The organism is Duganella qianjiadongensis, assembly GCF_009857915.1.
Classification (GTDB): domain Bacteria; phylum Pseudomonadota; class Gammaproteobacteria; order Burkholderiales; family Burkholderiaceae_D; genus Rugamonas; species Rugamonas qianjiadongensis.
In genome coordinates, this window is sequence record NZ_WWCM01000062.1 from 1 (window position 1) to 827 (window position 827).

1 pseudogene is annotated in these 827 nt (G+C 55.3%); it reads left to right on the top strand.

What is annotated here, in order from left to right:
- Positions 1-64: 64 nt before the first annotated feature.
- Positions 65-827: pseudogene (locus GTP27_RS23265) on the top strand (IS3 family transposase); the annotation flags it as partial.

Genomic DNA, 827 nt, shown 5'->3' on the forward strand with positions numbered 1-827 from the left:
TGTAGTGGTTTAATGTATCCGGACACTGATTTAGGCGAGAATACTCGCCATGGAGAGGTGTTTGATGAGCAAGCAGAGACGTACGTTTTCCCCGGAGTTCAAACAGCAGGCTGCATGCCTGGTGCTGGATCAAGGATATAGCCACATGGAAGCATGCCGATCGGTCGGCATTGGCGAATCAGTGCTGCGCCGCTGGGTGCTGCAGCTTCAGGCGGAGCGGCGAGGCGTCACGCCGCAGAGCAAGGCAATGACGCCTGATCAGCAACGAATACAGGAGCTCGAAGCGCGCATTGAACGTCTGGAGCGGGAGAAGTCCATTTTAAAAAAGGCTACCGCGCTCTTGATGTCGGAAGGGATCGAACGTACAAGGTAATCGATCAGATCTGCGGTGACGAATCAATCGAGTTGATCTGCGCGGTTTTCGACGTGGCGCGATCATGCCTGTATGCATATCGGGAGCGCGCCCGCCAAATTGATGTTGAGCGTATGGCATTGCGTAGTCGCGTACACGAACTGTTCGTTGAGAGTCGTAGTTCGGCGGGAAGCCGCAGCATCATGGGCATGATGCGCGAGGAAGGCACGGTAATTGGCCGTTTCAAAGTCAGCCGTTTGATGGAAGAGTTGGGGCTGGTCTGCAAACAGCCTGGTAGCCATGCCTATAAGCAGGCCACGGTAGAGCGGGTCGATATTCCGAACCATCTCAATCGTGAATTTAAAGTGGCGGCGCCAAATCAAGTCTGGTGTGGGGACATTACATATGTCTGGGCGCAAGGCCGGTGGTATTACTTGGCCGTGGTACTGGACTTGTTCGCGCGCCGCGCGGTGGG